General features: G+C 70.8%; 18 protein-coding genes. 16 read left to right on the plus strand and 2 right to left on the minus strand.

Translation table 11 applies throughout. The features are described from left to right. The first annotated feature begins 55 nt into the window (after nt 1-55). The 14 genes from ABZ386_RS22685 to relA all read left to right on the plus strand — a co-directional run bounded on the left by ABZ386_RS22685 (nt 56) and on the right by relA (nt 17717). Nucleotides 56-1147 carry an ALF repeat-containing protein gene (locus tag ABZ386_RS22685; protein WP_351349014.1) on the plus strand — a complete coding sequence of 364 codons (1092 nt, stop codon included), beginning with the start codon at nt 56-58 and terminating at the stop codon, nt 1145-1147. 234 nt (nt 1148-1381) lie between these two features. After that, nucleotides 1382-5287 carry a hypothetical protein gene (locus ABZ386_RS22690; RefSeq protein ID WP_358965667.1) on the plus strand — a complete coding sequence of 1302 codons (3906 nt, stop codon included), beginning with the start codon at nt 1382-1384 and terminating at the stop codon, nt 5285-5287. 122 nt (nt 5288-5409) lie between these two features. After that, nucleotides 5410-5871: a hypothetical protein gene (locus tag ABZ386_RS22695; RefSeq protein ID WP_355714763.1), complete on the plus strand. Its 462-nt coding sequence runs from the start codon at nt 5410-5412 to the stop codon at nt 5869-5871. 196 nt (nt 5872-6067) lie between these two features. Next, a complete protein-coding gene (pdxS, locus tag ABZ386_RS22700; protein WP_114250952.1) occupies nt 6068-6973 on the plus strand; it encodes a pyridoxal 5'-phosphate synthase lyase subunit PdxS in 906 nt (301 codons plus the stop codon). A 13-nt stretch (nt 6974-6986) separates the two neighbouring features. Continuing rightward, nucleotides 6987-7595 carry a pyridoxal 5'-phosphate synthase glutaminase subunit PdxT gene (gene pdxT, locus ABZ386_RS22705; RefSeq protein ID WP_355714760.1) on the plus strand — a complete coding sequence of 203 codons (609 nt, stop codon included), beginning with the start codon at nt 6987-6989 and terminating at the stop codon, nt 7593-7595. Between the two features lie 48 nt (nt 7596-7643). Beyond that, entirely contained in the window at nt 7644-8396 is a 753-nt protein-coding gene (locus ABZ386_RS22710; RefSeq protein WP_031116589.1) for a YebC/PmpR family DNA-binding transcriptional regulator, read from the plus strand. Between the two features lie 105 nt (nt 8397-8501). After that, a complete protein-coding gene (gene ruvC, locus ABZ386_RS22715) occupies nt 8502-9041 on the plus strand; it encodes a crossover junction endodeoxyribonuclease RuvC (RefSeq protein WP_351349028.1) in 540 nt (179 codons plus the stop codon). Then, the gene (gene ruvA, locus ABZ386_RS22720; protein ID WP_351349031.1) at nt 9038-9643 is read left to right on the plus strand and encodes a Holliday junction branch migration protein RuvA; all 606 of its coding nucleotides are present in this window, start codon (nt 9038-9040) and stop codon (nt 9641-9643) included. The genes ruvC and ruvA overlap by 4 nt, the downstream gene beginning before the upstream one ends. A 25-nt stretch (nt 9644-9668) precedes the next feature. Continuing rightward, a complete protein-coding gene (ruvB, locus tag ABZ386_RS22725) occupies nt 9669-10763 on the plus strand; it encodes a Holliday junction branch migration DNA helicase RuvB (RefSeq protein ID WP_114250948.1) in 1095 nt (364 codons plus the stop codon). Between the two features lie 185 nt (nt 10764-10948). Next, nucleotides 10949-11446, plus strand: coding sequence for a preprotein translocase subunit YajC (gene yajC / locus ABZ386_RS22730; RefSeq protein ID WP_351349035.1), 498 nt, complete (start codon nt 10949-10951; stop codon nt 11444-11446). Nucleotides 11447-11581: 135 nt separating this feature from the next. Further along, on the plus strand, nt 11582-13348 hold the full coding sequence (secD, locus tag ABZ386_RS22735) for a protein translocase subunit SecD (protein ID WP_351349088.1): 1767 nt from the start codon (nt 11582-11584) through the stop codon (nt 13346-13348). A 1-nt stretch (nt 13349) separates the two neighbouring features. After that, nucleotides 13350-14471 (plus strand): protein translocase subunit SecF, encoded by a 1122-nt coding sequence (gene secF / locus ABZ386_RS22740; protein WP_351349086.1) that lies wholly within the window; start codon nt 13350-13352, stop codon nt 14469-14471. Continuing rightward, nucleotides 14468-15007: an adenine phosphoribosyltransferase gene (locus ABZ386_RS22745; RefSeq protein ID WP_358965669.1), complete on the plus strand. Its 540-nt coding sequence runs from the start codon at nt 14468-14470 to the stop codon at nt 15005-15007. The genes secF and ABZ386_RS22745 overlap by 4 nt, the downstream gene beginning before the upstream one ends. Before the next feature lie 193 nt (nt 15008-15200). Continuing rightward, complete coding sequence (gene relA / locus ABZ386_RS22750) at nt 15201-17717, plus strand: GTP pyrophosphokinase (RefSeq protein ID WP_114250943.1); 2517 nt, start codon at nt 15201-15203, stop codon at nt 17715-17717. A 70-nt stretch (nt 17718-17787) separates the two neighbouring features. On the opposite strand, the gene ABZ386_RS22755 is transcribed toward relA, so the two are convergent. Together ABZ386_RS22755 and ABZ386_RS22760 are read right to left on the minus strand one after the other, a co-directional pair. After that, a complete protein-coding gene (locus ABZ386_RS22755) occupies nt 17788-19017 on the minus strand; it encodes a DUF349 domain-containing protein (RefSeq protein WP_114250942.1) in 1230 nt (409 codons plus the stop codon). Between the two features lie 134 nt (nt 19018-19151). Further along, nucleotides 19152-19994, minus strand: a complete 843-nt coding sequence (locus ABZ386_RS22760) for a peptidylprolyl isomerase (protein WP_355714744.1) — start codon at nt 19992-19994, stop codon at nt 19152-19154. Nucleotides 19995-20161: 167 nt separating this feature from the next. Here ABZ386_RS22760 and ABZ386_RS22765 point away from each other — a divergent pair, with 167 nt between their 5' ends. Together ABZ386_RS22765 and hisS are read left to right on the plus strand one after the other, a co-directional pair. Next, nucleotides 20162-20869: an MBL fold metallo-hydrolase gene (locus ABZ386_RS22765; protein ID WP_351349074.1), complete on the plus strand. Its 708-nt coding sequence runs from the start codon at nt 20162-20164 to the stop codon at nt 20867-20869. Between the two features lie 11 nt (nt 20870-20880). Continuing rightward, a complete protein-coding gene (gene hisS / locus ABZ386_RS22770; protein ID WP_351349071.1) occupies nt 20881-22143 on the plus strand; it encodes a histidine--tRNA ligase in 1263 nt (420 codons plus the stop codon). The last annotated feature ends 13 nt before the right edge of the window (nt 22144-22156 follow it).

Below are 22156 nucleotides of genomic sequence, written 5' to 3' on the forward strand. Positions count from 1 at the left end.
CGTACCCGCCAAAGGGGAGAGAGCAGCAGTGGTGGCAGATTCCGCCGGTCACGGCATGAGACGTCAGAGATGGGCCGTGTCCGCGTTGGTGGCCGGTGTACTGGCCGGTGGCGGCGCGCTCGTGCAGCCGGCGGCCGCCGGGGCGTACACCCCGGTGGTGGCCGCCGCCCCGGCCGACCCGTCGTCGCAGGTGGTCGCCGCCGCGGCGGACGAGGCGCGGGCACGGGTACTGCGGCTGGCCAAGTCGGGACTGCCCGCGGAGATCCGTACGTCGGCGTGGAACGCGCTGCGCAGTACGCGCGGAGATGCGGCGATCGCGGAGTGGCTGGCCCCCGGGGGCGGTTACGACGCGGCGAAGCAGCGCCTGCGTGACGCGCGGTCACGTAACCGGGCGTTCTGCGAGCGAGTGGTGAGCACGCATCCGGCGGCGTTCTCGCCGGAGGTGCGGTCGGCCGCTGAGCGGGCGCTGAAGGGCACTGACGCCGATCGGGCCGCGTTCGTGAAGACCGGTTACGCCGAGGCGCAGCAGCGTGACCGCGTGATGCGGGAGGCTGACGCGCAGCGCCGTCTGGAGGTGGCCGAGAAGGACCGTGCCTTCGTGCGGGCGGTCGCTGAGGGCGATCCGGGCGAGCAGGTGCGGGTGGCGGCGCAGTGGGCGCTGCGGTCCGGCTCCACGGACGCGGACGTCGCGGAGTTCTTCGGCTACGGCTGGGCGACGGGCGCGGCGTTGGACGTCGAGGCGTACCGGCTCCGGGTGGCGGACGGGGAGGTGCGGCGCCAGCACGTGCTGACGTTGCTGGTCGCGCACGCGGTGGCCGCCGAGGAGGCGTTGAAGTCGTCGGCCGACGCGGCGAAGGCGCGGGCCGAGGCCGAGCTGGCTTGGCGTGCGGTCGCCGATCACGCGGACGGCGCGCAGAAGGCATGGCTGGCCGAGGAGGAGGCGGCCAGGGCGCAAGCGGCGAGCTGGCAGAACATCGCCCGGCTGTCCAAGGAGAGCGCGGACGCCATCTGGGAGAAGATCAGCGCGCCGGCCGAGGCCCGACAAGGCGACTGGGCCTCGGAGCAGGAGGAGGCCGTCCTGACAGCCGCCTTCTGGAAGGACATGGAAGACCGGGCCCGGGACAGCGAGAACCGCGTCCGGGGCTGACGCCGCCGGCCCGGCGCACACCGCGCCGGGCCGGTCCACCGGGCCGACGGCCGCACGGCAGCTCCTTACCGCTGCCGGCTTCGTGGTCGAGGCCCCGCTCACCCCTGCCCGCGCACAGAGGGCGGGGAATTTTTTTGCCGAATTCCTGTGAGCTGTCGACTTGTTGAAGGAGTTCCCGTGAAGGGAAGATCCCGGCCGAGAGCCGGATTATTACGCGGGCGGGTGCCCGCAATCATGGGCAAGGCGGTGTCGACCGTCATGGCCCTGGCCGTCCTCGGCGGCGTTGCCGGCGAGGCGCGTGCGGTCACACCGGAGAGGCCGGGCGACAGGATCGAGCTGACGCGAATCCTGGCCGCATTACCGAAGCCGGCAACCGACCCCGCCCCGGCGCGTTCCGCTCTGGACGAGGCCGCCGAGGACCGCGATCGGCAACTGGTGGAGGACTTCGCGGAATTCGACGAGGAGGAGGAAGTCCGCGAGGCCGCCAGGAAGGCGTTGGAGAGTACGGATCCGAACGCGATCCGGGACTTCCTGGAACGGGGAGAGGCCGAGGCGCGCCAGCGCGCCAAGGACAAGAGGGACGCCGCGGACGTCGCCAACCGTAAGCAGATCGAAGCGCTGCGCGGCACGGGCGGCCCGTTCTTCAACGCGGAGGTCGAGCGGGTCCTGAAGGGCACGGCCCGCGACCGCGCCGATTTCCTGGCCTTCGGCGCCGAGATCGCGCGACAGCGGGACAAGGCGACGGAGCAGAACGACAAGGAACGCGCGGCGGAGAACCGCAAGCGGGTCGAGATGCTCGTCGCGGTCGGCGGTCCGGAGGTGAAGCGGGCCGCACAGGCAGCCCTGGCCACGGGCGACGACAAGGTGATCGCCGACTTCCTGGAGAAGGGCTATCTGGTCGCCGCGCAGAAGGACGCGGACGACCGGGCCGCGCACGAGAAGGCGCAGAAGGAGGCGCTGGAGGCGGCGGAGCGGCTGCGCGAGCTGGCGGAGAAGGCGGCCACGGCAGCCGAGGCCCGCACCAAGCTGATCGCCGCGCACGGCAAGGCGGTGAAGGAGCTCGAGACGGCCTCGAACGCGATGAGCGCGGCGGCATCGCAGTCCCGCGAGGCCGACCGGATGCTCGCCGCCGACCGGGCCGGCAAGCGCCTGTCCGACTACGGGCCGGTCAAGACCGAGATCGCCCGGCAGGTCGGTATCGCCGAGGACGCTGCCAAGCAGGCGCAGGTGGCGGCCGGTCAGGCCAAGGTACAGGCCGGTGTCCTGGTCGAGACGGGGCTCACCCACGGCGTCCAGTGGGCGGAGGTCGCCTCCGGTATCGAGGCCGCGGCGGACGCGGCGGCCAAGGCGGCGGCCACCGCGCAGCAAGCGGTGGAGGCAACGGCCGCCGACGCCGCCGGGCTGAACTCCAAGAACCAGGCCGAGCTGCACGCTCGGCAGGCCGCCAAGTGGCGGGAGAACGCCGAGGAGCACGCGAAGGCGGCGGCCCGGCTCGCCGAGGCGGCGGCCAAGCAGGCGAAGATCGCGGCGGACGCGGCGGCCAAGTCCCGCCAGGCCAGGATCGAGGCCGAGCACGCCGAGAAGCAGGCGTGGGACCACGCCCAGAAGACGCGCGCCGCGCGGATCGAAGCGCAGCGCCAGGCGAAGATCGCAGCGGAGCAGCGGGCGATCGCCGAACGCGAGCGCGACCTGGCGGCGGCCGCACGGGCGCGGGCCGAACGGGAACGCGACGTGGCGGCTCAGGCACGTGCGCGTGCCGAGGCCGAAGCACGGACCGCCTCGGCCAAGCGGGCCGACGCGCAGGCCGCCGCGGCCGCGGCGGCCGAGAAGCGGGCCACCGCGCAGAGCCAGGAGGGCATCGCCGCCACGGCCGACCAGCTGGCCAGGGGTGAGGAGACCAAGGCCCGCAACGCCCGGAACAAGGCGGTGGAGGCCGAACGCGCCCACAGGGCGGAAGAGGCCCGGGCCAGGGCGACCGAAGCGCTGGCCGCCAAGGCCAAGGGCACCGAGCACGCCGAGACCGCACGCACGGCGGCCACCGAGGCGCGGTCCGCTGCCAACGCGGCAGGGACGGCCGCCGGTTCGGCGCGCGCTGCGGCCGATCAGGCGTCCGGGGCGGCGGTGCGTTCGCGTTCGGCGGCCATCGAGGCCGCCGGTGCGGCCGCGCGGGCGCGGGCAGCGGCCAGTGAAGCCACCGCGCACGCCGCGCGGGCCAACGCCGCCGCCAACAAGGCCGAAGCCGCCGCCTTCGCTGCGAACGCGGCGGCGAGCAAGGCGGAGTCCGAGGCCGCGGCCACGCGCGCGGCGGCGCAGCGGGCCAATGCCAAGGCGGCCGAGGCCACCGCGCAGGAGGCACGGGCCGGCATCGCCGCCCACGAGGCCTCCCGGCTCGCCGGGCTGGCCGCCATCCACGCCAACCAGTCCCTTCAGGCGGCCAACCGCACCCGGGAGGAAGCCGACGGCGCCACCAGGGAAGCGGCGATGGCCCGCCTGCAGTCCACCATCGCCGTCCAGGCCGCCACCTCCGCCCGTACCACCGCCGCAGGCATCGCCGACCCGGCCAACACCGCCATCCAGCTCACCGCGCCGTTCACCGGCACGGACGTGAACGCCGACTTCGCCGCGGAGGTCGCCCAGGCCGCCCAGGCAATGGGCCAGGCGGAGGTGACCAAGGCCGAGGCCAGAGCGGCGGAGGCGGTCAAGGCCGCTGAAGCCGCTGAAGCCGCCGCCGCGCGCGCCAACGCCGAGGTGGGTCCGGCATTCAAGGCGGCGGCAGCGGCGGCGCGTTCCTCCGCGGACGCGGCACGCTCCTCAGTGGCCGCGATGAAGTCCGCGGCCCAGGCGGCCGAGGACGGAGCCAAGGCCCGAGCCGCAGCGGCACGGGCCAACGAGGCCGACGCCCAGGCGCAGGCCGACGCGAAACTCGCCCGCCAGGCCGCCAACCAGGCATTCGCGGACGCGGCGGCGGCCCGCAACGCCGCCACCCAGGCCGAGGCCGAGGCCGCACGCGCCCGTGGAGCGGCCACGGACGCGGAGAACCACGCCGCGGCCGCGAGCAGCGCCGCCACCCTGGCCGAGAAGGAGGCGACCGTCGCCCAGGGCGCGGCCGCCCAGGCGGAGAAGGACGCCGCCGCCGCCGACAAGCTCGCCACCTCCGCCGAGGAACACGCCAAGTCGGCCGAGACGGCCGCCAAGAACGCCGGCACCTACGCCAAGGAAGCCGACGAGGCGGCCAAGCGGGCCGAGGAGTACCAGCGAGAGCTGGAGCGCAAGGAACGCGGGGAGGCTGCCCGGAGCAAGGAGAAGGGCGACGCCTTCTCTCTGGAGGAGGCTGAGCGCCAGGCGCTCGAAGCCGCCGGCATCAGCTTGGCGGAGTACGAGGCCGCCCGCGCGCTCGCCCAGCAGGACCTGCTCGACTACCTGAAGGAGAACGGCGGCGAGCTCCTCGTCGAAATGTTCGCCGAGGACATCAAGGAGTGCTGGGACGCCCCCGACGTCGGGATCTGCCTCTGGGCCATCATCCAGAACCTCGGCCCGGCCAAAGCACTCAAGATCGCCAGCCAGCTGCCGAGGATCGCGAAGGCCATCGCGGGGATCAACGACTTCCTCGACAAGACGGCCAAGGCGAGGAAGCTCGTCGACAAGAGCGAGGACATCCTCGAGGAGGCGTGGGAGAAGCTTCCGGCCTGTGTGACGGGCAGGAAGAAGGCCGGTTCCGCGGCGCAGAGTTCCGCGCGATCGATGGACCTCGCGCCGCGCTCGTTCGTGATGTCGGGCGGCGGCAGCGACGCGGGAGACCTGGGCGACGCGCGCGAGGAGTACATCGCTAAGCTGGTCGGCGGAAAGGTGGCCAAGGGGGAAAACGGTCAGGACATTCCGATCGTCATGCCGAATGTGGGATCGAGTGGTCTCGACGTCATCGGGCCGAACGGCGAATACATTTTCGTCGGCGGTGGCGCCAAGGCCCGCAGGCCGGACAAGTTTGGAACAGCCCTCAAGATCAATAAATGGGCGGCTGACCAGGCTGGCGTGAAGGCCATCTACTACCTTGCCGACAACACCCCGGAATCCGCCATCAAGCAGGCCAAGAAGGTCTTCGGAGAAGAAAATGTGCACATCTTCACGCTGCCGGACTGCTAGCCATGGCTGACGGATTCATCCGGTGGTACCGGGAGTCGGGGGCCACGTCGGTCTTCGCCGAACAGGTGGAAATGTTCGAGGCACACGGCATGAGGCTCGTGCACCCGGTCAGAGGTGCGGCCGTGGTGCTCGACGTCGAAGGGGAACAGGTCCTCATGTGCCCGCAGGAGCTGGGCCGTCTTCTGGGCCTGCGCATTGCGTCCATCACGATGGAATGGTGGTTCTCCGCCGACATCAACGTCATCGACGCGTACGCGTACGAACCGCTCGGGTGCGAGATCCAGACACTCTGGCTGGACGGCCTCACACTGCAGCAGGCCGACGCGGTCGAGGCAGCCGTCGTCGCAGCGGCGACGGGGCTTCCGACGCCGACCCGCGCCGTGATCGTCGACCGGCGGGGTTACGGTGACCCTGACGACTGGGACTCGGCCGTGCTCTACGACGGGGAAAGGCTGCCGGCCATCGCGGACCGGGTGCTTATGCGCGACCCGCTCAAGGAGAAGCTCCTGAGGTCGTCTCCGGAGTTGAGAAGCGAGGAGGCCGGGGCAGGCCTGACCCTGCTCTCTCCCGCTCGTCCGCTCTGACACCCGCTCGGTCCGTGCCCGCGACGGTCTCCGGGCGGAAGGCCCCGCCGAACCACCACGTTCGGCGGGGCCCTCGGCATGCGTGTGGGGAAGGAAAACGATCCACCGGCTTCCCATTGGCCCTTGCTGTGGCTTGCTCCCCTCACGTTTCCTCGGTGCTGCAGAAAAACCCTCTTTCCCACCAGCGAGGTCATCCGTGTCCATCTCCGAGAACCAGGCCCCCGAGACCGGCACCGCCCGTGTGAAGCGCGGCATGGCCGAGCAGCTCAAGGGCGGCGTCATCATGGACGTCGTCACGCCGGAGCAGGCGAAGATCGCCGAGGACGCGGGCGCCGTCGCCGTCATGGCCCTGGAGCGGGTCCCGGCCGACATCCGCAAGGACGGCGGCGTGGCCCGCATGTCCGACCCGGACATGATCGAGGGCATCATCGAGGCCGTCTCGATCCCGGTCATGGCCAAGTCCCGCATCGGCCACTTCGTCGAGGCCCAGGTGCTGCAGTCCCTCGGCGTCGACTACATCGACGAGTCCGAGGTCCTCACCCCGGCCGACGAGGTCAACCACTCCGACAAGTGGGCCTTCACCACGCCGTTCGTCTGCGGTGCCACCAACCTGGGCGAGGCCCTGCGCCGCATCGCCGAGGGCGCCGCGATGATCCGCTCCAAGGGCGAGGCCGGCACCGGCAACGTCGTCGAGGCCGTCCGCCACCTGCGCCAGATCAAGAACGAGATCGCCAAGCTCCGCGGCTTCGACAACCACGAGCTGTACGCCGCCGCCAAGGAGCTGCGCGCTCCGTACGAGCTGGTCAAGGAGGTCGCCGAGCTGGGCAAGCTCCCGGTCGTGCTGTTCTCCGCCGGCGGCGTCGCCACCCCGGCCGACGCGGCCCTGATGCGCCAGCTCGGCGCCGAGGGCGTCTTCGTCGGCTCCGGCATCTTCAAGTCGGGCGACCCGGCCAAGCGCGCCGCCGCCATCGTCAAGGCCACCACCTTCTACGACGACCCGAAGATCATCGCGGACGCGTCCCGCAACCTCGGCGAGGCCATGGTCGGCATCAACTGCGACACCCTCCCCGAGACCGAGCGCTACGCCAACCGCGGCTGGTAAGGCACAGAAACTCATGAGCGACACCCCCGTCATAGGCGTCCTGGCCCTCCAGGGCGACGTACGGGAGCACCTCGTCGCCCTGGCCGCGGCCGACGCCGTGGCCAGGCCGGTGCGGCGCCCCGAAGAACTCGCCGAGGTGGACGGCCTCGTCATCCCCGGCGGCGAGTCCACCACCATCTCCAAGCTGGCCATCCTGTTCGGCGTGATGGAGCCCCTCCGCGCGCGCGTGCGGGACGGCATGCCCGTCTACGGCACCTGCGCCGGCATGATCATGCTCGCCGACAAGATCCTCGACCCGCGCTCGGGCCAGGAGACCGTCGGCGGCATCGACATGATCGTGCGCCGCAACGCCTTCGGCCGGCAGAACGAGTCCTTCGAGGCGGCCGTCGCCGTCGAGGGAGTCGAGGGCGACCCCGTGGAGGGCGTCTTCATCCGCGCCCCCTGGGTCGAGTCCGTCGGTGCCGCCGCCGAGGTGCTCGCCGAGCACGACGGCCACATCGTCGCCGTCCGTCAGGGCAACGCGCTGGCCACGTCGTTCCACCCGGAACTGACCGGCGACCACCGGGTGCACGCCCTGTTCGTCGACATGGTGCGGGCGAACCGGACAGCCGAGTCCTTGTAGGATTCCTGCGTTCGTTGCTGAGATGGGTTACGCGAAGGAGACAGGCAGATGTCCGGCCACTCTAAATGGGCCACGACGAAGCACAAGAAGGCCGTCATCGATGCCAAGCGCGGCAAGCTCTTCGCGAAGCTGATCAAGAACATCGAGGTGGCGGCGCGGATGGGCGGCGCCGACCCCGAGGGCAACCCGACGCTCTACGACGCCATCCAGAAGGCGAAGAAGTCGTCGGTCCCCAACAAGAACATCGACTCCGCGGTCAAGCGCGGCGCGGGCCTGGAGGCCGGCGGCGCCGACTACGAGACGATCATGTACGAGGGCTACGGCCCGAACGGCGTCGCGGTGCTCATCGAGTGCCTCACCGACAACCGCAACCGCGCCGCCTCCGAGGTCCGCGTCGCCATGACCCGCAACGGCGGTTCCATGGCCGACCCGGGCTCGGTGTCGTACCTGTTCAACCGCAAGGGCGTCGTGATCGTCCCCAAGGGCGAGCTGACCGAGGACGACGTCCTCGGCGCCGTCCTGGACGCCGGTGCCGAAGAGGTCAACGACCTCGGCGAGACCTTCGAGGTCATCAGCGAGGCCACCGACCTGGTCGCGGTCCGCACCGCCCTCCAGGACGCCGGCATCGACTACGACTCCGCCGACGCCAACTTCGTCCCGACCATGCAGGTCGAGCTGGACGAGGAGGGCGCCAAGAAGATCTTCAAGCTGATCGACGCGCTCGAGGACAGCGACGACGTCCAGAACGTCTTCGCCAACTTCGACGTCAGCGACGAGGTCATGGAGAAGGTCGACGCCTGAGCCGCGCACGGGTTCAACGGGCCGACGGGACACACCCCGTCGGCCCGTCGCGTTGTCGGTGGCACCCGATAGCCTGCACAAACAGGTGAGCGAAAGGGAGGGCGCGTGCGCGTACTGGGGGTGGACCCGGGACTGACCCGGTGCGGTGTGGGCGTCGTCGAGGGCGTCGCCGGACGGCCGCTCACGATGATCGGCGTCGGCGTCGTCCGGACCCCCGCCGATGCGGACCTCGGCCACCGCCTCGTCGCCGTCGAGCAGGGCATCGAGCAGTGGCTCGACGAGCACCGGCCCGAGTTCGTCGCCGTGGAGCGCGTCTTCAGCCAGCACAACGTCCGTACGGTGATGGGCACCGCCCAGGCCAGCGCCGTCGCCATGCTCTGCGCGGCCCGCCGTGGCATCCCCGTCGCCCTGCACACCCCCAGCGAGGTCAAGGCCGCCGTCACCGGCAGCGGCCGGGCCGACAAGGCACAGGTGGGCGCGATGGTGACCCGCCTGCTCCGGCTCAGCGCACCGCCCAAGCCCGCCGACGCGGCCGACGCCCTCGCCCTCGCCATCTGCCACATCTGGCGCGCCCCCGCGCAGAACCGACTCCAGCAGGCCGTCGCCCTGCACGCCACCCAAGCATCGAAAGGCCGTACGGCATGATCGCCTTCGTCAGCGGCACAGTGGCCGCACTCGCCCCGGACGCCGCGGTCGTCGAGGTCGGCGGTGTCGGCATGGCCGTCCAGTGCACGCCGAACACGCTCTCCACCCTCCGCATGGGGCAGCCGGCCAAGCTGCACACGTCCCTGGTCGTGCGCGAGGACTCCCTCACCCTGTACGGCTTCGCCGACGACGACGAGCGTCAGGTCTTCGAACTGCTCCAGACCGCGAGCGGCGTGGGTCCCAGACTCGCTCAGGCAATGCTTGCCGTGCACACCCCGGACGCCCTGCGGCGGGCGGTCGCCACCGGCGACGAGAAGGCCCTCACGGCCGTCCCCGGCATCGGCAAGAAGGGCGCCCAGAAGCTGCTCCTGGAGCTGAAGGACCGGCTCGGCGCCCCGGTCGGCGCACCCGCCGTCGGCGCACCGGTCAGCTCCGGCTGGCGCGACCAGCTGCACGCGGCCCTGATCGGCCTCGGGTACGCGACCCGGGAGGCCGACGAGGCCGTCGCCGCCGTGGCCCCGCAGGCCGAGGCCGCCGGGGGCACCCCCCAGGTGGGCCAGCTGCTGAAGGCGGCCCTGCAGACCCTGAACCGCGCCCGCTGACCCCCCACCTCTTGAGGCACATCACATGAACTGGGACGACACGACCGACGCCGATGCCGCCGAGCCGCTCGGCGGGCCCGCCGCGGAGCGGCTGGTGGACTCCGTCGCCGACCGTGAGGACCAGGCCGTCGAGGCCGCCCTGCGCCCCAAGGACCTGGACGAGTTCATCGGCCAGGAGAAGGTCCGCGAGCAGCTCGACCTCGTCCTCCGGGCGGCACGCGCGCGCGGCGCCACCGCCGACCACGTGCTGCTCTCCGGCGCCCCCGGCCTCGGCAAGACCACCCTGTCGATGATCATCGCGGCCGAGATGGGCGCCCCCATCCGCATCACGTCGGGGCCCGCCATCCAGCACGCCGGCGACCTCGCCGCGATCCTCTCCTCCCTCCAGGAGGGCGAGGTCCTCTTCCTCGACGAGATCCACCGCATGTCCCGGCCCGCCGAGGAGATGCTGTACATGGCGATGGAGGACTTCCGCGTCGACGTCATCGTCGGCAAGGGCCCGGGCGCCACCGCCATCCCGCTGGAGCTGCCCCCCTTCACCCTGGTCGGCGCCACCACACGCGCGGGCCTGCTGCCGCCCCCGCTGCGCGACCGCTTCGGCTTCACCGCGCACATGGAGTTCTACGAACCGGCCGAACTGGAGCGGGTCATCCACCGCTCGGCGAACCTCCTGGAGGTCGAGATCGAGCCGGACGGCGCCGCCGAGATCGCCGGCCGCTCCCGCGGCACGCCCCGCATCGCCAACCGCCTGCTGCGCCGCGTCCGGGACTACGCCCAGGTCAAGGCCGACGGGCTGATCACCAAGGACATCGCGGCGGCCGCCCTCGCCGTCTACGAGGTGGACGCGCGCGGCCTCGACCGTCTCGACCGGGGCGTCCTGGAAGCCCTGCTCAAGCTGTTCGGCGGCGGCCCCGTCGGCCTGTCCACGCTCGCGGTCGCGGTGGGGGAGGAGCGCGAGACCGTCGAGGAGGTCGCCGAGCCCTTCCTCGTCCGGGAGGGACTGCTGGCCCGCACCCCGCGCGGCCGGGTCGCCACCCCCGCCGCATGGGCGCATCTCGGCCTCACCCCGCCCCGCTCCCAGACCGCCGGAACCGGACAACAGGACCTGTTCGGGGCGTGACGGCGCGGTCACCGCTCCAGGACGGCGAGGACAGTGGCCGGCGCAGGAACCCCGGTGCCATGCTGAGCGTTGTTCCATGCGCGCGGACTCGCTTAGACTCCGCCGATGCCGCCTTTGTCGGCGGCGTACATACCCCCAACCATCTGGCCGCTCACAGCGCGGTCGTGTGAAGGAAGTACCGACCCGTGAGTCTCCTGACCCTCCTCCCGTTCATCGTGCTCATCGGGGCCATGTTCCTGATGACCCGGTCGGCCAAGAAGAAGCAGCAGCAGGCCGTGGAGATGCGGAACCAAATGCAGCCCGGCAGCGGTGTCCGCACCATCGGGGGCATGTACGCCACGGTCAAGGAGGTGAACGAGGACACCGTCCTCGTCGACGCCGGCCCCGGCGTCGAGCTCCTCTTCGCCAAGAACGCCATCGGTGCCGTCCTCACCGACGACGAGTACAACCGCATCGTCCACGGCATCGAGCACGACCTGAAGTCCGACACCGACATCGTCCCGGACGACGCCTCCTCCCTCACCGAGACCGGCGACTCCGCCGCCGACGCCCCCGCTGACGACAAGGCCGTCGACCTCGGCAAGAAGGACACGGCCGAGGAACCGGCCGACGAGGCCCCGGCCGGCGAGGCGAAGACGGACGCAGAGCCGAAGAAGACCGACGGCGACTCCGAGGCGAAGTAGTCGTGTCCCGGGGTGCGCGGGCAGGGTCCCGCGCACCCCGGGACACGCCATAGCTCGCACGGAATCCCGACACCATGTCATGGCCGCCCGTCCCGCCGATCCGGAGCGAGGCGGCCCGAGAGGGAGTACGAGAAGGTGGCCACACCTAAAAAGGGCCGGAGCGCGAGCGCCCAGAGCAAGCCGTGGCGCTCGCTGGCCCTGATCCTGATCGCCATCGCGGCGCTCACCGGTGGAATGTTCGCCTCGGGACACACGACCCCGCGTCTCGGCATCGACCTGGCCGGCGGCACGAGCATCACGCTCCGGGCGGTCCCCGAGGCCGGCAACGAGTCGGCGATCAACAAGACCAACATGGACACCGCCGTCTCCATCATGGAGCGCCGTGTCAATGGTCTGGGCGTCTCGGAGGCCGAGGTCCAGACACAGGGCCGCGACAACATCGTCGTGAACATCCCCAAGGGGACCAACTCCGAGCAGGCCCGCAAGCAGGTCGGCACCACCGCCAAGCTCTACTTCCGCCCCGTCATCGCCACCGAGGTCTCCGGAGGCAAGGGCGCGGCCAGCCCCTCCCCGAGCCCCACCGGCAGCCCCTCGGGCGAGCCGTCGGGCAAGGCCACCGACAAGCCCGAGGCCACCGACAAGAACTCGGCGTCCCCGTCCGCGAGCCCGACCACGCAGGGCCGCGCCGTCACCGACGCGCTGAAGGCCGACGCGACCCCGTCCGCGAGCGCCTCGGACAAGGCGAAGGCCAGCCCCTCCCCGTCCGCCTCCGGCGGCACCTCCGGCGACGACCCGAGCAAGCTCCAGGCGCAGTACGCCGCACTGGATTGCACCGACACCAAGACCCGCTCCACCATCGGTGACAACGCCAAGGCCGGCGAGTCCACCCTGGCCTGCGGCCAGAACGCGCAGGGCCAGTGGCAGAAGTACATCCTCGGCCCCGCCGAGGTCGACGGCACCGACGTCGACAAGGCCCAGGCCGTCCTGAACACCCAGACCGGCGCGGGCTGGACGGTCCAGATGGACTTCACGGACGGCGGCGCCAAGAAGTTCGCCGCCATCACCGGCAAGCTGGCGCAGAACCAGTCCCCGCAGAACCAGTTCGCGATCGTCCTCGACGGCGACGTGGTCTCCGACCCGTACGTCCGCCAGGCCCTGACCGGCGGCAACGCGGAGATCTCCGGCAACTTCAACCAGCAGTCCGCACAGGAACTCGCGAACATGCTGACCTACGGTGCGCTGCCGCTGACCTTCAAGGTGGACAGCATGACGACCGTGACCGCCGCGCTCGGCGGTGACCAGCTGCGGGCCGGCCTGATCGCCGGCGCGATCGGTCTCGCCCTGGTCGTCCTCTACCTGCTGGTCTACTACCGCGGTCTGTCGTTCGTCGCGATCCTGTCGCTGCTGGTCTCCGCCGCCCTCACCTACACGATCATGTCGCTGCTCGGCCCGGCCATCGGCTTCGCGCTGAACCTGCCGGCCGTCTGCGGTGCCATCGTCGCCATCGGCATCACAGCGGACTCGTTCATCGTCTACTTCGAACGCGTCCGCGACGAGATCCGCGAGGGCCGTACGCTGCGCCCCGCCGTCGAGCGGGCCTGGCCGCGCGCCCGGCGCACCATCCTGGTCTCCGACTTCGTGTCGTTCCTCGCCGCCGCGGTGCTCTTCATCGTCACCGTCGGCAAGGTGCGCGGCTTCGCCTTCACGCTCGGTCTGACCACGCTGCTCGACGTGGTCGTCGTCTTCCTCTTCACCAAGCCGCTGCTGACCCTGCTGGCCCGGCGCAACTTCTTCGCGAGCGGCCACAAGTGGTCCGGCCTCGACCCGAAGAGCCTGGGTGCCCAGCCGCCACTGCGCCGCACCCGCCGTCCCTCCGCCCCCGTCGAGACGAAGGAGGCGTGAGATGTCGAAACTCGGCAACCTCGGCGCCCGACTGCACCGTGGCGAGATCGGCTACGACTTCGTCAAGAACCGCAAGATCTGGTACGGCCTGTCGATCCTGATCACCATCACGGCCATCGTCGGCCTGGCGGTGCGCGGCCTGAACATGGGCATCGAGTTCCAGGGCGGTGCCGTCTTCACCACCCCGAAGAACGTCAGCGTCTCGGTCTCCCAGGCCGAGGAGTACGCGGAAGAGGCCTCCGGCCACGACGCGATCGTCCAGAAGCTCGGCGACGGCAGCCTGCGGATCCAGGTCGCGGGCATCGAGACCGACAAGGCCAACCAGATCAAGAACCAGCTCTCGGACGACCTGAAGGTCGACGCGGAGCAGATCAACGCCGAGCTGGTCGGTCCCAGCTGGGGCGAGCAGATCGCCAACAAGGCCTGGCAGGGCCTCGGCATCTTCCTCATCCTCGTGGTGATCTACCTGGCGATCGCCTTCGAATGGCGCATGGCCCTCGCCGCGTTCGTCGCCCTGATCCACGACATCACCATCACGGTCGGCATCTACGCCCTCGTCGGCTTCGAGGTCACGCCCGGCACGGTGATCGGTCTGCTGACCATCCTCGGCTACTCGCTCTACGACACGGTCGTGGTCTTCGACAGCCTCAAGGAGCAGACGAAGGACCTCACCAAGCAGACCCGCTGGACCTACAGCGACGTCGCCAACCGCTCGATCAACAGCACCCTGGTCCGCTCCATCAACACCACGGTGGTCGCGCTGCTGCCGGTGGCGGGCCTGCTGTTCATCGGCGGCGGTGTCCTCGGCGCCGGCATGCTGAACGACATCTCGCTGTCGCTGTTCGTCGGCCTCGCCGCCGGTGCCTACTCCTCGATCTTCATCGCCACGCCGCTCGTCGCCGACCTGAAGGAGCGCGAGCCGCAGATGAAGGCCCTGAAGAAGCGCGTCCTGGCCAAGCGGGCCCAGTCCGCCGCCAAGGGCGAGACCGCCCAGGAGGAGACCGCCGACGAGTCGTACGGCGACGAGCCCGAGGACGCCGCGCCCGCCGCGGTCGTCGGCCCGCGCAACCAGCCCGCGTCCCGCAGCCGCGGCCGCGGCCGCCCCTCGGGGAAGCGCCGATGACCGACATCAGGGAGCTGCTGCTCAGCCGCATCCGGGACGTGGCCGACTACCCGGAGCCGGGCGTGATGTTCAAGGACATCACCCCGCTGCTGGCCGACCCGGCGGCGTTCACCGCGCTCACCGACGCCCTCGCCGAGATCGCCGAGCGCACCCGTGCCACCAAGGTCGTCGGCCTGGAGGCCCGCGGCTTCATCCTCGGCGCCCCGGTCGCCGTCCGCGCCGGCCTCGGCTTCGTCCCCGTACGCAAGGCGGGCAAGCTCCCCGGAGCCACCCTCGCCCAGGCCTACGACCTGGAGTACGGCTCGGCCGAGATCGAGGTGCACGCCGAGGACCTGAGTGCCGACGACCGCATCCTGGTCATCGACGACGTCCTCGCCACCGGCGGCACCGCCGAGGCCTCGCTCCAGCTCATCCACCGGGCCGGCGCCGAGGTCGCGGGCCTCGCGGTCCTCATGGAGCTCGGCTTCCTCAGCGGCCGCGCCCGCCTGGAACCGGCTCTGAACGGTGCCCCGCTGGAGGCGCTGCTCACGGTCTAGCCATCCCTGAGCAGCCCGGTGGACACCGGCACGACACCGCACGGGCGGGCCCGGAACATCCGGCGCCCGCCTCGTGCGTTTCTCGGGTAGACGGTCCTCACATTGGCCTGAAGGCGATCCTGAGGCGCAGGATGGCTACCATGGGGTCTCCGGAGCCTGACCGGGGGACCCGGATCGCGCACGAGGAGTCCTCTTGCCAGACGAGGCCCAGCACCTGACCGCCGCCAAGCCCGAGTCCGCCTCGGCAGCCGCGGCCAAGCCCGCGCCGAACGCGCCCCACGCGAAGAACGACACCCGCGGGCCGGTCGAACACGCCCAGGCGGCGCCGGTCGACAAGCCCGCCGAACAGTCGCGCCCCAAGCCGGTCCCGCCCGCGGTGCGCCAGAGCGCCGGCCAGCCGGCCCGCACGGGCTCCTCCAACCGCGTCCGCGCCCGTCTGGCCCGCCTCGGCGTGCAGCGCGCGAACCCCTACAACCCGGTGCTGGAGCCGCTGCTGCGGATAGTGCGCGGCAACGACCCCAAGATCGAGACGTCGACGCTCCGCCAGATCGAGCGCGCCTACCAGGTCGCCGAGCGCTGGCACCGCGGCCAGAAGCGCAAGAGCGGCGACCCGTACATCACGCACCCCCTCGCTGTGACGACCATCCTCGCCGAGCTGGGCATGGATCCGGCCACGCTGATGGCGGGCCTGCTGCACGACACGGTCGAGGACACCGAGTACGGCCTGGAGGACCTGCGCCGCGACTTCGGCGACGTCGTCGCCCTGCTCGTCGACGGCGTCACCAAGCTCGACAAGGTCAAGTTCGGCGAGGCCGCGCAGGCCGAGACCGTGCGCAAGATGGTCGTCGCCATGGCCAAGGACCCCCGTGTCCTGGTCATCAAGCTCGCCGACCGGCTGCACAACATGCGCACCATGCGCTACCTCAAGCGCGAGAAGCAGGAGAAGAAGGCGCGCGAGACCCTGGAGATCTACGCGCCGCTCGCCCACCGCCTGGGCATGAACACCATCAAGTGGGAGCTGGAGGACCTCGCCTTCGCGATCCTCTACCCCAAGATGTACGACGAGATCGTCCGGCTGGTGGCCGAGCGGGCACCGAAGCGTGACGAGTACCTGGCCATCGTCACCGACGAGGTCCAGCAGGACCTGCGGGCGGCCCGCATCAAGGCGACCGTCACCGGCCGCCCCAAGCACTACTACAGCGTCTACCAGAAGATGATCGTCCGCGGCCGGGACTTCGCGGAGATCTACGACCTGGTCGGCATCCGCGTCCTCGTGGACACCGTCCGCGACTGCTACGCGGCCCTCGGCACGGTGCACGCGCGATGGAACCCGGTCCCCGGCCGGTTCAAGGACTACATCGCGATGCCCAAGTTCAACATGTACCAGTCGCTGCACACGACGGTCATCGGCCCCGGCGGCAAGCCGGTCGAGCTGCAGATCCGCACGTTCGACATGCACCGCCGCGCCGAGTACGGCATCGCCGCGCACTGGAAGTACAAGCAGGAGGCCGTCGCCGGCGCCTCCAAGGTCCGCACGGACGCGCCCAAGTCCTCCGGCAAGGACAAGGACGCCATCAACGACATGGCGTGGCTGCGGCAGCTCCTCGACTGGCAGAAGGAGACCGAGGACCCGGGCGAGTTCCTGGAGTCCCTGCGCTTCGACCTGTCCCGCAACGAGGTCTTCGTCTTCACCCCCAAGGGCGACGTCATAGCGCTCCCCGCGGGCGCCACCCCCGTCGACTTCGCGTACGCCGTGCACACCGAGGTCGGCCACCGCACCATAGGCGCCCGCGTCAACGGCCGTCTGGTCCCGCTGGAGTCCACCCTCGACAACGGCGACCTGGTCGAGGTCTTCACCTCCAAGGCACCCGGCGCCGGCCCCTCCCGCGACTGGCTCGGCTTCGTCAAGTCACCGCGCGCCCGCAACAAGATCCGTGCCTGGTTCTCCAAGGAGCGCCGCGACGAGGCGATCGAGCAGGGCAAGGACGCCATCGTCCGCGCCATGCGCAAGCAGAACCTGCCGATCCAGCGCATCCTGACCGGCGACTCCCTGGTGACCCTGGCGCACGAGATGCGCTACGCCGACATCTCCGCGCTGTACGCGGCGATCGGCGAGGGCCACGTCTCCGCGCAGAACATCGTGCAGAAACTGGTCCAGGCCCTCGGCGGCGAGGAGGCGGCCACCGAGGAGATCGACGAGTCGGTCCCGCCGGCCCGTGGCCGCAGCCGCAAGCGCCGCTCCAGCGCCGACCCGGGCGTCGTCGTCAAGGGCGTCGAGGACGTGTGGGTCAAGCTGGCCCGCTGCTGCACGCCCGTCCCGGGCGACCCCATCATCGGGTTCGTCACCCGCGGCAGTGGCGTATCGGTTCACCGCAGCGACTGTGTGAACGTCGACTCGCTGTCGCGGGAGCCCGAGCGCATCCTCGACGTCGAGTGGGCGCCGACGCAGTCCTCGGTCTTCCTGGTCGCCATCCAGGTCGAGGCCCTGGACCGCTCCCGGCTCCTGTCGGACGTCACACGGGTGCTGTCCGACCAGCACGTCAACATCCTCTCCGCGGCCGTCCAGACCTCCCGCGACCGCGTCGCCACCTCCCGGTTCACGTTCGAGATGGGCGACCCGAAGCATCTCGGCCATGTGCTGAAGGCGGTCCGGGGCGTGGAGGGCGTCTACGACGTGTACCGGGTGACCTCGGCGCGCAGCAGGTCGTAACCGCCCGTAGCGACCACACGAAAGGGGCTCCCGTACCGCGAGGTACGGGAGCCCCTCTCAGGTGGAGACCTCAGCCTCCGAACTCCTGCAGGCCCTTCAGCGCCTGGTCCAGCAGCGCCTGGCGGCCCTCCAGCTCACGCTCGAGCTTGTCGGCCCTGGCGTTGTTGCCCTGCGCCCGGGCCTGCTCGATCTGGCCCCGCAGCTTGTCCACCGCGGCCTGGAGCTGCCCGGTCAGACCCTCGGCACGCGCACGTGCCTCCGGGTTCGTCCGGCGCCACTCGGCTTCCTCGGCCTCCTGGATGGCCCGCTCGACGGCGTGCATCCGGCCCTCGACCTTCGGCCGGGCGTCGCGCGGCACATGGCCGATGGCCTCCCAGCGCTCGTTCACGTTGCGGAACGCGGCCCGGGCCGCCTTCAGGTCCGTGATCGGCAGGAGCTTCTCGGCCTCCTCGGCCAGCTCCTCCTTGAGCTTGAGGTTCTCCGCCTGCTCGGCGTCCCGCTCGGCGAAGACCGAGCTGCGCGCGGCGAAGAAGACGTCCTGGGCGCCGCGGAAGCGGTTCCACAGATCGTCCTCGTGCTCGCGCTGGGCGCGGCCCGCGGCCTTCCACTCGGCCATCAGCTCGCGGTACCGCGCGGCCGTCGCACCCCAGTCCGTCGAGTTCGACAGGGCCTCGGCCTCGGCGACCAGCCGCTCCTTGGTCTTGCGGGCCTCTTCGCGCTGCGCGTCGAGCTGCGCGAAGTGCTGCTTGCGCCGCTTGGAGAACGCCGACCGCGCGTGGGAGAACCGGTGCCACAGCTCGTCGTCGGACTTGCGGTCCAGCCGCGGCAGGCCCTTCCAGGTGTCCACCAGGGCCCGCAGCCGCTCACCGGCCGCCCGCCACTGGTCGGACTGCGCCAGCTGCTCGGCCTCGGCGACCAGCTCCTCCTTGGCCTTGCGCGCCTCGTCGGACTGCTTCGCCCGCTGCGCCTTGCGCTGCTCGCGGCGCGTCTCCACCAGTTCCACGAGCTTGTCCAGCCGGACCCGCAGGGCGTCCAGGTCTCCCACCGCGTGGTGCGCGTCGACCTGCTCCCGGATGTGGTCGATGGCGGCCTGGGCGTCCTTCGCCGACAGGTCGGTGGTCTTCACTCGCTTCTCGAGGAGGCCGATCTCGACAACCAGGCCCTCGTACTTGCGCTCGAAATAGGCCAGCGCCTCCTCAGGGGAGCCCGCCTGCCAGGAACCGACGACCTGCTCGCCGTCGGCCGTACGCACGTACACGGTCCCCGTCTCGTCGACGCGGCCCCACGGGTCGCTGCTCACAGCGCCTCCTCCACATGATGCCTGCGGGGGGCCTGAAGCTCCCCCGGGCATCGTCCACAGTTTCGTCACGGCCAACATAGGCGACCGGCGGGGGGCCTGTCCGCATCCCGCGCGACCGAAATTACGCAGTTGAATCAGGATTTCGTGACCGTGGCCTTGTTGATCACGACCGTCGCGTTGGGTGCGGTGGTGCCCGTCTGGTCGGGGGCCTGGGCCCCGGCGTCGGCGATCTTCTTCAGGACCTTCATGCCCGCCTCGGACACCGTACCGAACGGTGTGTAGTCGGGCGGCAGCTGGCTGTCCTGGTAGACGAGGAAGAACTGGCTGCCGCCGGTGTCGCGGCCCTGCTTGGTCTGGGCGTTGTACTGGTTCGCCATCGCGACCGTGCCCGCCGGGTACACCCCGCCCTTGAGGCTCTTGTCCTTGAGGTTCTCGTCCGGGATGGTGTAGCCGGGGCCGCCCATGCCGGTGCCCTGCGGGTCGCCGCACTGCAGGACGTAGATGACCTGGTTGGTGAGCCGGTGGCACTTGCTGTGGTCGAAGTAGCCCTTGCCGGCGAGGAAGTCGAACGAGTTGACGGTGTGCGGCGCCGCCGACGCCTTCAGCGCGATGTCTATCTCGCCGCAGGTCGTGTCGAGCTTCATCGTGTACTTCGCCGACTTGTCGATGGTCATCGCCGGTTCCTTCTTCCAGGTCTCCGACTTGACCTTGCCCGGGGCGGGCTTCTCGCAGGGGTCCGGGCCCTTGCTGGGCGAGGCGCTCGGGGTGACCTCCGCGTTCGCGTTCTCCTTCGTGCCGTCGTCCTCGAACGGCTTGGTCAGGTAGGCCGTCACGGAGAGCACCACGACCACGCCGAGAACCGAGGCGATCACGGAGTTGCGGATCCGGGCCTTGCGTCGCGCGTCGGTGCGTCGCTGCTGCTGCCGCAAGTACTTCTCACGGGCGAGCTGTCGCCGCCGCTGTTCCTGGCTGACCACCGGGTTCTCTCCTCATGCGTCTGATACGTCGACCGGTACGCGTGGGGCCTGTGCGCCGACCGCCTGCGTGTGCCCCGTACCGTATATGGGTTCGCTGAGGAATCGGCAGCGCCGGTAGGCTCTGACGACAGCCGCAGCCGCCCGTATCGACACAACGAAGGACGATCGTGCTCATTGCCGGGTTCCCCGCCGGGGCCTGGGGGACGAACTGCTACCTCGTCGCCCCCGCCGCCGGTGAGGAGTGCGTGATCATCGACCCCGGCCACCAGGCCGCCGACGGCGTCGAGGAAGCGATCAGGAAGCATCGGCTCAAGCCCGTCGCCGTCGTCCTCACCCACGGCCACATCGACCACGTGGCCTCGGTCGTCCCGGTCTGCGGCGCGCACGACGTGCCGGCCTGGATCCACCCCGACGACCGGTACATGATGAGCGACCCCGAGAAGGGGATCGGCCGTTCCATCGGGATGCCGCTGCTGGGCGAGCTGACCGTGGGGGAGCCCGATGACGTCAAGGAGCTGGCCGACGGGACGAAGCTGGAGCTGGCGGGCCTGGAGCTGTCCGTCGCGCACGCGCCGGGCCATACCAAGGGGTCGGTGACCTTCGGCATGCCCGAGGCGGCGGACATCCCGCCGATCCTGTTCTCGGGTGACCTGCTGTTCGCCGGCTCCATCGGACGCACCGACCTGCCCGGCGGTGACATGGCCGAGATGCTCGACTCGCTGGCCCGCGTGTGCCTGCCGCTCGACGACTCGACCGTGGTGCTGTCCGGCCACGGCCCCCAGACGACCATCGGCCAGGAGCGCGCCACCAACCCGTATCTGCGGCAGGTGGCCGCCGGCCAGGGAGCATCTCCGGCTCCCCGACGAGGAATGTGACGAGACCTTCCGTGAGCACCTTCAAGGCCCCCAAGGGCACGTACGACCTGATCCCGCCGGACTCCGCGAAGTACCTCGCGGTCCGCGAGGCGATCGCCGCGCCGCTGCGCAACTCCGGCTACGGCTACATCGAGACGCCGGGCTTCGAGAACGTCGAGCTCTTCGCGCGCGGGGTCGGTGAGTCCACCGACATCGTGACCAAGGAGATGTACGCCTTCGAGACCAAGGGCGGCGACCGGCTCGCCCTGCGCCCCGAGGGCACGGCCTCGGTGCTGCGCGCCGCGCTGGAGGCCAACCTGCACAAGGCCGGCAATCTCCCGGTCAAGCTCTGGTACTCCGGCTCGTACTACCGCTACGAGCGCCCCCAGAAGGGCCGCTACCGCCACTTCTCCCAGGTCGGCGCCGAGGCGATCGGCGCGGAGGACCCGGCGCTGGACGCCGAGCTGATCATCCTGGCCGACCAGGCGTACCGCTCGCTGGGCCTGAGCGACTTCCGGATCCTGCTCAACAGCCTGGGCGACAAGGAGTGCCGCCCGGTGTACCGGACGGCGCTGCAGGAGTTCCTGCGCGGCCTCGACCTGGACGAGGACACCCTGCGCCGGGCGGACATCAACCCGCTGCGCGTCCTCGACGACAAGCGCCCGGACGTCCAGAAGCAGCTGACCGACGCCCCGCTGCTGCGCGACTACCTGTGCGACGCCTGCAAGGCGTACCACGAGGAGGTCCGCGAGCTGATCACGGCGGCGGGCGTGGCCTTCGAGGACGACCCGAAGCTGGTGCGCGGCCTGGACTACTACACCCGCACCACCTTCGAGTTCGTCCACGACGGCCTCGGCTCCCAGTCCGCCGTCGGCGGCGGCGGCCGCTACGACGGCCTCTCCGAGATGATCGGGGGCCCCGCGCTGCCGTCCGTCGGCTGGGCCCTCGGCGTCGACCGCACGGTCCTCGCGCTGGAGGCGGAGGGCGTCGAGCTCGAACTGCCCGCCAGCACCAGCGTGTTCGCCGTCCCGCTCGGCGAGGAGGCCCGCCGCGTCCTGTTCGCCAAGGTCACGGAGCTGCGCAAGAACGGCATCGCGGCCGACTTCTCCTACGGCGGCAAGGGCCTGAAGGGCGCCATGAAGAACGCCAACCGCAGCGGCGCCCGCTTCACGATCGTCGCCGGCGAACGCGACCTCGCCGAAGGCGTCGTGCAGCTCAAGGACATGGAGTCCGGCGAGCAGACGGCGGTGGGCGTGAACGAGATCGTGGCCGAGCTGGAGGCCCGGCTCGGCTGAGTGCCGCAGAGGG

The organism is Streptomyces sp. NPDC006140 (genome assembly GCF_040628815.1).
Taxonomy (GTDB): Bacteria; Actinomycetota; Actinomycetes; order Streptomycetales; family Streptomycetaceae; genus Streptomyces.

Bases quoted from the DNA above. Each gene is read 5' to 3' on its own strand.
- ruvA (WP_351349031.1), top strand. From the start codon at position 9,038: ATGATCGCCTTCGTCAGCGGCACAGTGGCCGCACTCGCCCCGGACGCC.
- ruvB (WP_114250948.1), top strand. From the start codon at position 9,669: ATGAACTGGGACGACACGACCGACGCCGATGCCGCCGAGCCGCTCGGC.
- ABZ386_RS22745 (WP_358965669.1), top strand. From the start codon at position 14,468: ATGACCGACATCAGGGAGCTGCTGCTCAGCCGCATCCGGGACGTGGCC.
- pdxT (WP_355714760.1), top strand. From the start codon at position 6,987: ATGAGCGACACCCCCGTCATAGGCGTCCTGGCCCTCCAGGGCGACGTA.
- ABZ386_RS22690 (WP_358965667.1), top strand. From the start codon at position 1,382: ATGGGCAAGGCGGTGTCGACCGTCATGGCCCTGGCCGTCCTCGGCGGC.
- ABZ386_RS22710 (WP_031116589.1), top strand. From the start codon at position 7,644: ATGTCCGGCCACTCTAAATGGGCCACGACGAAGCACAAGAAGGCCGTC.
- secF (WP_351349086.1), top strand. From the start codon at position 13,350: ATGTCGAAACTCGGCAACCTCGGCGCCCGACTGCACCGTGGCGAGATC.
- ABZ386_RS22685 (WP_351349014.1), top strand. From the start codon at position 56: ATGAGACGTCAGAGATGGGCCGTGTCCGCGTTGGTGGCCGGTGTACTG.